We start from the raw sequence: 9507 nt of genomic DNA on the forward strand, positions 1-9507 counted from the left end.
TCTCAGCTGAGATCACCATCAGGTGCCGCGGCCGGAACGGGGCGGGATATCATGCCGAGGCGAACGGAGGTGGGGCCGTGTCGGAGGCCGAGGTCCAGTCACTGGCGGAACGGATAGAGGCACTCTTCCGGACAGTCCGCCGCCCTGACCGCTCCCCTTACAGCAATGAGGAAGTGGCCCGGTCGTGCCGCGAGTCGAGCGGCGAGACGTTTTCGGCCACCTATCTGTGGCAGCTGCGCACCGGCCGCCGCGACAACCCGACCAAGCGCCACCTCGAAGCACTGGCCGCCTTCTTCCAGGTGCCGGTCGCCTACTTCTTCGACGACGCGGCGAGCGCCCGGATCGCCGAGGAGGTGGCGCTGCTCTCCGCGATGCGGGACGCCGGAGTGCGCGATGTGGCCCTGCGCGCGGTCAGCCTCTCCCCCGACGGGCTCGGCACCGTACGCGACCTGATCGACGCGATCGCCCGGCGCGAGGCCGACCGGCGCCGACCGGCCGGCTGATGACACGGCGCCGCCAGCTGCGACGCTGTCGTGCCGTCGCCGCATCCTTGGAACTCCCCGTTCCCTTCGACGCGTTCCGGCTCGCCGAGACGGTCGCCCGGCGCCGCGGCAGGCCGATCGACCTGATGCCGGCCGCCTGGCAGCCCGGGGTGCCGTGCGGCCTGCTGGTGACCGCCGAGGTGGCCGACTACATCGTCTACGCGGCGGACACCTCGCCGCTCCACCAGCAGCACATCCTGGTGCACGAACTGTCCCACCTGCTGTGCGAACACGACGGCGCGCTCTCCACCGGCCTTGTGCCGCACCTGTCACCTGAGCTGGTGGGCCGGGTCCTGGGCCGCACGGTCTACTCCCAACCGCAGGAGCAGGAGGCGGAGTTGCTCGCCTCCCTCGTTCTTCAGCGCGCCGTCTGGTCCGCCCCGGACCGGACGCCGGACCCTCTCTTCGGCCCCGTGCCCCGGTACGGCGGCCGTGGCTGACGCCCTCCCCTACCTCAGCGGACTCGCCCTGATCTCGTTCGGCGTGTTCCGGTGGGCCGCGCTCCGCGGCAAGCGGTCCGAGACCGCCCTGCGCCATGCGCACCGCTTCGCCTTCTGCCTGGGCGCCGCCCTGCTGGTACTCGCCCCGGCCACGGCCCGGACTCTCGAACGGGCCGTCGACCTGCCGGGCCTGCCCATGCTGGTCGGCGATGTGCTGCGGACTCTGGCGGTGTCCTGCCTGGGACTGCTGGCCTGCCGCTCGGTCCGGCGCCAGGCGGTGGCCGCCGGGCTGACCCTCCTCACCCTGGTGACGCTGTTCGCCTCCGCCCATGTGCGGCACTCGGCCGGTGAGCTCCTCGTCGACGCCGGTGACCGTTCCGTTCTGGCCGCCTACGACATGACGCTCATCCTCTACCCGGCCTGGCACCTGACGGCCCTGGGCCGCGCGCTCCTGCGCCGGTCCCGGCGGACCGGTCCGGGCACCCTGCGCACCGGCATGCGCCTGCTCGTCGCCGGCACCGCCGTGGGCGTGGCCTGGACCGCCTGGGGGCTCGACGACGTCCGGCTCGCCCTGCTCACCGGCCGCCAGTCCGACGGCGACGACCCCCTCTCCATCGCCCTCGGTCTGCTCTGCGCGGCCCTGGTCGTCAGCGGAGGCAGCGCGGCGGCCTGGCCCTGGCTGCGTCACCGGTGGTGGACGTACCGCACCTACCGGGAGCTGACCCCGCTGTGGTCCGCCCTGCACCGCGCGTTCCCGGACATCGCGCTGCCCCACCCACGCCCCCGTCCCGGCATCCGGTTCGCCCTCTACCGCCGGGTCATCGAGATCCACGACGGTCTGCTCCTGCTCCGCCCCCACCTGCACGCCCCGCCCCACCCGGAACCGGACACGGCCGCCACCACAGCGGCCCGCATCTCGGCGGCCCTGCGTGCCCCCGCCCCCACCACGGGCTTCAGGCCCGGTCCGCTCCCCCTGCCGACCGCCTCCGGCACCGGCACGGACGCGGAGGCATCCCAACTGGCCGAGATTTCCCGCTCGTTCGCGCGGTTGACCACTCCCGGCGCCGAGAACTCCTGACGGGATCAGCGACCGGCGGCTGGCAGCAGCTAGAGGTACGGGCGGTATCCGAGGGTCGGCCAGTTGGTTCAGTCACCGCTGAGGTGTTCCGGCCTCTGCCCGATACTGGGCATCCATCGGGGAGGAAGAGAGGACCGGCCCAGTATGGAAACGACTGTCACGGAGATCGCGCCCGACATCTATCGGCTGTCCACCTACATCAGTGAGGCGGACTTCCTCTTCAACCAGTTCCTCGTCAATGCCGAGGAGCCCCTGCTGTTCCACTGCGGGCTGCGGGCGCTGTTCCCCCTCGTGTCGGACGCCGTCGCCCGGGTGACACCGGTGGAGGGGCTGCGCTGGATCACCTTCGGTCATGTCGAGGCCGACGAGTGCGGTTCCATGAACTCCTGGCTGGCCGCCGCCCCTCGGGCCGAGGTCGCGCACGGCGCGATGGGCTGTGTGGTGTCGGTGAACGACCTGGCCGACCGGCCGCCGCGCCCGCTCCGCGACGGAGAAGTGCTGGACCTCGGGGGAAAGCGGGTACGACGCCTGGAGACGCCGCATGTGCCGCACGGCTGGGACGCCGGGCTGATGTACGAGGAGACGACGGGGACCCTCCTGTGCGGCGACCTCTTCACCGCCATCGGCAACGCCCCGGCCCTGACGGAGAGCGAGATCGTCGGTCCGGCCCTCGCGGCCGAGGACGTGTTCGGAGCGTCGTGCCTCACGGCTGACACGGCACCGGCCATGCGCCGACTGGCCGCCCTCGGCCCCACCGCGCTGGGGCTGATGCACGGCCCGTCCTATACGGGCGACTGCGGTGAGGCGCTGAGCGACCTCGCGACGGCGTACGAGGCACGGTTCACCGATTCGCTACGGAAGTGACCTGCGGAGGTGACGCTCCGCCCGAGTGACACTCCGCCGTTTTCGACCGGTCAGCCCGGCGCATCGCCCGTCAGCTGCGCGAAGACGTCGTCCAGGGTCGGACGGCGCAGGGCGAAGTCGGAGACCGTGATGCCCGCGTTCCGCAGCGCGAGCGCCACGTCGGCGACGTCGCCGAGCCCGTCGTCCAGCTGGACGGCCACGCGTCCCTTCTCCATGTCCACCGCCGGTGCCGTGGTGAGCGCCGGCCCCAGCGCGGCGAGCACCGCGGCGACGTCCGACGGCGCGGGCACCGTCAACTCCAGCCATTCGCGGCCCACTTTGCGCTTCAGTTCGTCGGGGGTGCCGTCGGCGATCACCCGGCCGGAGTCCACGACCACGATCTGGTCGGCCAGGACGTCGGCCTCCTCCAGGTACTGCGTCGTGAGCAGCAGCGTCACGCCGCCGTCCACCAGCTCCCTGACCAGGCTCCACAGTGCCATCCGGCTCACCGGATCGAGGCCCGTGGTCGGCTCGTCCAGGAACAGGACGGGCGGCGAGGTGATGAGGCAGCTCGCGAGGTCGAGGCGGCGCCGCATGCCGCCGGAGTAGGTGTGCGCGGGCCGGTGCGCCGCGTTCGCGAGGTCGAAGCGCTCCAGGAGCTCGTCCGCCCGCCGCCGTGCGGCCCGGCGGCCGAGGTGCAGCAGCCGGCCGAGCAGGACCAGGTTCTCGTGCCCGGTGAGCACCTCGTCCACGGCGGCGTACTGACCGGCCAGGCCGATCCGCCGTCGCACCTCGGCCGGCCGGCGCACCACGTCGAAACCGGCCACCTCGGCGTGGCCGCCGTCCGGCGGCACGAGTGTGGTGAGCACCTGCACCGTGGTCGTCTTGCCAGCTCCGTTGGGGCCGAGCAGGCCGAGCACCGTGCCGGCCCGGACTCTCAGGTCGATCCCCGCGAGCGCCTCGACGCCCCGGTAGCTCTTGCGGATGCCCTCCGCCCGGATGGCTGTCTCCACGTCCGCCGCCCCGCTCTCCTCAGCCCACCGGGTCTTCGGTGCGCTCCCGCAGGCTGCGCGGGCGCATGTCCGTCCAGTGCTCCTCCACATAGGCCAGCGCGGTGTCGTGCGGGCTCTCTTCCAGCACGACCGTCCAGCCGGGGGGCGTCGGCGCGAACACCGGCCAAATGCTGTACTGGGCCTCGTCGTTCACCAGGACGCAGAAGGTGCCGTCCGGGTCGTCGAAGGGGTTCGGCATGTCGTCGCTTCCGTTCTCTCGCGGTCTCGTCGGCCTGATCGACTGTGGCGCACTCCGCTGACGGCGGGCTGACGCCCTGGGTGCCCCGGGCACCCCTTCACCCGCGCGGGGCCCGGCCGAGCCGGACCGGCAGGCTCGTGTATCCGTACACGAAGTTCGAATAGAGCGTCTTCGGGCTGCCGAGGATCTCGATGTCCCCGACCTTTTCACGGAGCGCTCGGAGCATCGCCGCGACGTGGGTACGCCCCAGGAACGCCCCCAGGCAGAAGTGCGGTCCGTGCCCGAAGGCCACGTGCTTGTTGGGGGTGCGGGCCAAATCGAAGCGCTCCGGGTCGGTGAAGACGTCCTCGTCGAAGTTGGCGGAGCTGTTCCACAGGGTCACCACGTCACCGGTGGCGATGGTCCGGCCGCCCAGCTCCACATCGGTCAGCGCGCGGCGGCCGAAGTGCATCGCGGGGGTCGTCCAGCGCAGCACCTCCTCGGTGGCGGTCTCCAGGTCGGCGCCCTCCCGCAGCGCCTTCCACTGCTCGGGGTGGCCGGCGAGCGCGAGCACGGCGCCGACCGACGACATGCGGCTGGACTCGTCGCCGCCGAGGATCAGGCTGTAGCAGTTGAAGACGATCTCGTCCTCGGTCAGCGGCCGGCCGTCGACCGTGCCGGTCGCCAGGGCACTGAGCACGTCGTCGCCGGGCCGGCGGCGCCGTTCGGCCGCGAGGGCGGAGAAGTACAGCAGGATCTCGTTGCGGGCCAGCCACTCCTCCTCGGCACCGTGCTCCGAGCTCGTACGGGACAGGGTCTGGGTGTTCCAGTGGACCAGCTGTTCGCGGTCCGCGGCCGGAATGCCCATCAGATCGCCGATGGTGTTGATCGGTATGTGGTCGGCGAGGTCGGTGACGAAGTCGAAGGAGCCGCGGTCCAGCGCCTCGTCGAGGAGCGCGTCGGTGCGCCGCTGCACCCCCTCCACCACGGGCGCGAGGACCCGCGGGGAGAACGATTTGAGCATCAGGTTGCGGATGTCGCGGTGGCGCGGGCCGTCGGTGACGGCGAGCATCTTGCCGGAGGCGGAGTCCTGGCCCTGGAGCAGGGTGGCCAGGACGTTGCCCCGCTCCGAGGTGAACCGCTTGTTGTCGCGGTACACGGACAGGACGTCGGCGTGCCGGGAGAGCACCCAGAACGGGGGTGCGCCCCCGGTCGCGGGATGCCGGTGCACGGGCCGCTCGGCGCGGAACCGGGCCCACATGGCGCGCAGGTCGGTGTCGGCGAAGGTCTGGGGGTCGGTGAGGTCGATGCGGTCCAGGTCGTCCGCCGTGGACATGGCATGCGCCATGATGTCTCCCCTTGGCTGTGGTCAATTCCGGTGCGTCATGGACGAGTTGTGGATGAAGGCGGGCGTCGTCGCCCTGGCTCATTGGGCCGCCGTGCCGTAGCGGCGCAGGCTCACCAGCACGCTGAGGGCGAAGACCACGCCGACGGACACCGCGAGGGCGAGGGAAGTGTGCTGCGCCGGGAAACTGCCGCCGGTGGCCGTGGGGTTGCCCCAGAGCGTGCGGGTCTGGGTGACCACGGCGCTGACCGGGTTCCACTCGGCCATCGCGCGAAGCCCCGACGGCAGGCGGTCGACGGACTGAAAGGCATTGGAGAGGAACGAGAACAGCACGGTCACCAGCCCGGCGACGACATTGATCGTCTCCAGGTTGCGGGAGAACAGCCCCAGCAGGACGCCGACCCAGAGCATCGCGTACATGAACAGGGCGAGCAGGGCGAACCCGCCGAGCACGTCGAGCAGCCCAGCGTGGGTCCGCCAGCCGAAGAGCACACCGAGAAGGGTGACCACGGCCAGGCCGATCAGGCCGACGGCCAGGTCGCCGAGGGTGTGGCCGATGAGGACCGCCGGCCGGGAGATCGGCAGGCTGCGGAACCGGGCGACGAGCCCGCCGCGCAGGTCCTCGGCCACGGCCACGGCGGTCGGTCCGATTCCGGCCAGCCCGGCCTGGGCCGCCACTCCCGCGAAGATGTACTCCTGGTAGCCGCCCCCTCCGGTGACCGAGAGCGATCCCCGGAAGAGGTAGCCGAGCACGACCATCGACACCAGCGGGTTCATGATGATGCCGATCAGACGGCCGGGGGCCCTGCGCAGGCGGCGCAGCCTCCGGCCCGCCACGGCCAGGGATTCGACGGTCAGCGCGAGGGGCGGTGCGGGCCTGCGCACCTGAACCAGCGTCACCATGTCCGGTCGCCCTCCTCGGTTCCGCCCTGGCCCCGGGGGGCGGTGGGCTGCTTGGCCAGTCGGTCGAGAGCGGCATCGAGGACGCGTCCGACGACGGCCTGCGGGCCCGGGTGCATCAGGTACTCGTGACCGCAGTCGATCCCGTGGATCCGTAGTTCTCCGTCCACATGGGCCTCCCATCGGCCGGTCAGCTCGTCCATTTCGTCCGCCGACCACTCCTGTGTGGCGACCAGCAGGTGCATGTCGCCGGTGAAACGTCCGGCGGTGAACCGGTCCATCAGGTCGCCATGGGTCCGGGCCAGCCGCAGCAGCCGGGGGATCCCTTCTTCGCCGAGTTCGGCGAGCGGGTGGTTGTTCTGCCGCAGTACGTCGAGGAGTTCGGCCGGGGTCACCGGCCGACCTGCGAACTCGCCGCGGCTGTGGCCCAGTCCTTCCAGTGCCCGCAGCACGAGCTCCCGGTCGTCCTGCTCCCCTTCGTCGCGTACGGTCCTGCCGGGGTAGCCGTCCAGGTTGGCGAGGAAGTCGACCTCCTCGCCCGCCTGTTGGAGCTGTACGGCGATCTCGTGGGCGAGCACGCCTCCGTAGGACCAGCCGAGGAGGCGGTACGGGCCGTGCGGCCACAGCCGCCTGATGTGCCCGATGTACTCCGCGGCCACGGCCCTGATGTCGGTCGGCAGCGGCGCGCCGCCGCCGACGGCCGTGGACTGCAGGCCGTAGAGCGGGTGGCGCCGGTCGAGGTACCCGGCGAGTCCGACGTACGGAAGGCTGAAGCCGAGTCCGCTGTGCACGAAGAACACAGGCGGTTCGTCACCGCCCGGCCGGATCGGGAGCACCGGTGCGAACGGGTCGAGCGCGCCGTCCGCGGCCGGGCCGGCCTGCTCCGCGCGGGTGGCGAGTTCGGCCACGGTGCGGTGCAGCACCACGTCGGCGACGGTGATCCGCAGACCGGCCGTCTGGGCCCGGCTGACGAGGCGGACGGCGAGGAGGGAGTGGCCGCCGAGGTCGAAGAAGCTGTCGTCGACACCGACCCGTTCCAGTCCAAGGACCTGTGCGAACAGCCCGCACAGGGCCTCCTCCACCGGATCCCGCGGCTCTCGCGACGACACCGCGGCCGCGAAGTCCGGAGCCGGCAGCGCCCGCCGGTCCACCTTCCCGCTCGGCGTCAGCGGCAGGGCATCCAGCACCACCGTCACCGGCACCATGTACTCCGGCAGCGAACGCGCCACGAACTCCCGCACCACTCCCCCATCCACACCCGGTGACTCCGCGGCCGCCACCACATAGGCCACCAGCACACCACCACCGGCACCGTCCGAACGTGCCACCACCACGGCCCGGCCCACCGACGGATGCCTGAGCAGTACCGCCTCCACCTCACCGGGTTCTACCCGGAACCCGCGCACCTTCACCTGCTCGTCCGCACGTCCCGTGAAGACGAGCCGTCCGTCGGGCGACCAGCGCACCACGTCCCCGGTCCGGTACATCCGAGTACCTTCCGGTCCGAACGGGCACGCCACGAACCGAGAGGCCGTCAGGTCCGGCCGTCCCACATACCCGCGCGCCAGACCGGCGCCCATCACATACAACTCGCCCGCGACACCCACCGGCACCGGACGCAGACCAGCGTCCAGCACCAGCACCCCCGTGTTCCACACCGGGCGACCGAGCGTGACGGGTTCGCCCGGGGTGAGTTCGGCGGCGGTCGACCAGATGGTTGTCTCGGTCGGGCCGTAGAGGTTGGTGACCTGCGCGGCGTGGTGCGTCAGGGTGTCGGCGAGGGACTGCGAGAGCGCCTCGCCGCCGACCAGGACGCGCAGTCCGCGGACCGCTTCGGGGTCGCGCAGCACGAGCTCCTGCCACAGGGCCGGGGTCGCCTGCATGACGGTGACACCGGCGCGTTCGATGAGCGCGGTCAGGGCCGTCGGATCGAGGACCACACCGTCGCCGCCGATCACGACGCCGGCCCCGGACAGCAGCGGGACGTAGAGCTCCAGTCCCGCGATGTCGAAGGACCAGGTGGTGACGGCGAGCAGCCGGTCCGCGCGGCCCATCGGGAAGCGCTCGCGCATCGACAGCAGGAAGTTCATCAGGTTGCGGTGCTCGATCATGACGCCCTTGGGCCGTCCCGTGGAGCCCGAGGTGTAGAGCACGTACGCCGGATGCCCGGCCAGGAGCGGGGCGGCCCGGTCGCTGTCGCCGAGGTCGGCCACGCTGTGCGCGGCCACCGCCGTGGCGGTCGCTGGGTCGTCCAGGATCAGCCGTGGCACATCCGGGTCGGGGAGCGCACCGGCGGTGGCGGTGTCGGTCACCAGGAGCGCGGGGGCGGCGTCGCCGAGGATCAGCGCGATGCGCTCGGACGGATGAGCCGGATCGACCGGCAGATAGGCGGCACCGGACTTCAGCACCGCCAGCAGCGCCACCACCATCGACTCCGAACGCGGCAACGCCAGCGCCACCAGCCGCTCCGGGCCCGCGCCCCGCGCGATCAACTCCCGCGCCAGCCGGTTCGCCCGCTCATTCACCTCCCGGTACGACAGCTCCGTACCACCCGACACCACCGCCACCGCGTCCGGCGTCCGAGCGGCCTGGCGCTGGAACTCCTCCGGCAGCGTGGTCTCCGGCAGCGGCCTGCCGGTGTCGTTCCACTCGACCAGGGCGCGGTGGCGCTCCTCCTCGGACAGCACCTCGATCCCACCGACCGGCAGATCGGGTTGCCGCGCCACCTGCTCAAGCAGCCCCACAAGACGCTGCGCCATCGACGCCACCGTGGACTCCTCGAACACGTCCGCGCTGTACTCCACGAAGCCGTCGAGACCGGCGGGGGCACCGTCGGCGGCGTCCGTCTCGGCGACGTTGAAGGTCAGGTCGAGCTTGGCGGCGTCGGCGGGGACGTCCACCGGCACGGCGTGCAGTCCGGGCATCCGGAGTTCGGCGCGTTCGTTGTTCTGGAGGATCAGCATCACCTGGAACAACGGATTACGACCCATCGACCGCTCCGGATCCAGCACCTCCACCAACCGCTCGAACGGCGCATCCTGATGCGCGAACGCCGACAACGCCGTCTCCCGAGCCCGACCCACCAACACCCGGAACGACGGATCACCCGACACATCCATCCGCAACACC

Annotated in this window: 9 protein-coding genes; 4 read left to right on the plus strand and 5 right to left on the minus strand. The window is 71.7% G+C overall.

Going from position 1 to position 9507, the window contains the following annotated elements:
• Positions 1 to 77: 77 nt before the first annotated feature.
• The 4 genes from ACIQ8J_RS29075 to ACIQ8J_RS29090 all read left to right on the plus strand — a co-directional run bounded on the left by ACIQ8J_RS29075 (position 78) and on the right by ACIQ8J_RS29090 (position 2924).
• Positions 78 to 503 (plus strand): XRE family transcriptional regulator, encoded by a 426-nt coding sequence (locus ACIQ8J_RS29075; protein ID WP_403275467.1) that lies wholly within the window; start codon positions 78 to 80, stop codon positions 501 to 503.
• 47 nt (positions 504 to 550) lie between these two features.
• On the plus strand, positions 551 to 982 hold the full coding sequence (locus ACIQ8J_RS29080) for a ParH-like protein (RefSeq protein ID WP_403275468.1): 432 nt from the start codon (positions 551 to 553) through the stop codon (positions 980 to 982).
• Positions 975 to 2060, plus strand: a complete 1086-nt coding sequence (locus ACIQ8J_RS29085; protein WP_403275469.1) for an MAB_1171c family putative transporter — start codon at positions 975 to 977, stop codon at positions 2058 to 2060. Before ACIQ8J_RS29080 ends, ACIQ8J_RS29085 begins: the two co-directional genes overlap by 8 nt.
• Before the next feature lie 144 nt (positions 2061 to 2204).
• Positions 2205 to 2924, plus strand: a complete 720-nt coding sequence (locus ACIQ8J_RS29090) for an MBL fold metallo-hydrolase (RefSeq protein ID WP_403275470.1) — start codon at positions 2205 to 2207, stop codon at positions 2922 to 2924.
• 50 nt (positions 2925 to 2974) lie between these two features.
• On the opposite strand, the gene ACIQ8J_RS29095 is transcribed toward ACIQ8J_RS29090, so the two are convergent.
• The 5 genes from ACIQ8J_RS29095 to ACIQ8J_RS29115 all read right to left on the minus strand — a co-directional run bounded on the left by ACIQ8J_RS29095 (position 2975) and on the right by ACIQ8J_RS29115 (position 9497).
• Positions 2975 to 3916, minus strand: a complete 942-nt coding sequence (locus tag ACIQ8J_RS29095; RefSeq protein ID WP_403275471.1) for an ATP-binding cassette domain-containing protein — start codon at positions 3914 to 3916, stop codon at positions 2975 to 2977.
• A gap of 19 nt (positions 3917 to 3935) precedes the next feature.
• On the minus strand, positions 3936 to 4154 hold the full coding sequence (locus ACIQ8J_RS29100) for an MbtH family protein (RefSeq protein WP_403275472.1): 219 nt from the start codon (positions 4152 to 4154) through the stop codon (positions 3936 to 3938).
• Positions 4155 to 4251: 97 nt separating this feature from the next.
• The gene (locus tag ACIQ8J_RS29105; RefSeq protein ID WP_403275474.1) at positions 4252 to 5481 is read right to left on the minus strand and encodes a cytochrome P450; all 1230 of its coding nucleotides are present in this window, start codon (positions 5479 to 5481) and stop codon (positions 4252 to 4254) included.
• A 78-nt stretch (positions 5482 to 5559) separates the two neighbouring features.
• Positions 5560 to 6381: an ABC transporter permease gene (locus ACIQ8J_RS29110; protein WP_403275475.1), complete on the minus strand. Its 822-nt coding sequence runs from the start codon at positions 6379 to 6381 to the stop codon at positions 5560 to 5562.
• Positions 6375 to 9497 carry an amino acid adenylation domain-containing protein gene (locus ACIQ8J_RS29115; RefSeq protein ID WP_403275483.1) on the minus strand — a complete coding sequence of 1041 codons (3123 nt, stop codon included), beginning with the start codon at positions 9495 to 9497 and terminating at the stop codon, positions 6375 to 6377. Before ACIQ8J_RS29115 ends, ACIQ8J_RS29110 begins: the two co-directional genes overlap by 7 nt.
• Positions 9498 to 9507: the final 10 nt, after the last annotated feature.

Origin of the sequence: Streptomyces sp. NPDC094147, from assembly GCF_044764265.1 — a bacterium.
Taxonomy (GTDB): Bacteria; Actinomycetota; Actinomycetes; order Streptomycetales; family Streptomycetaceae; genus Streptomyces.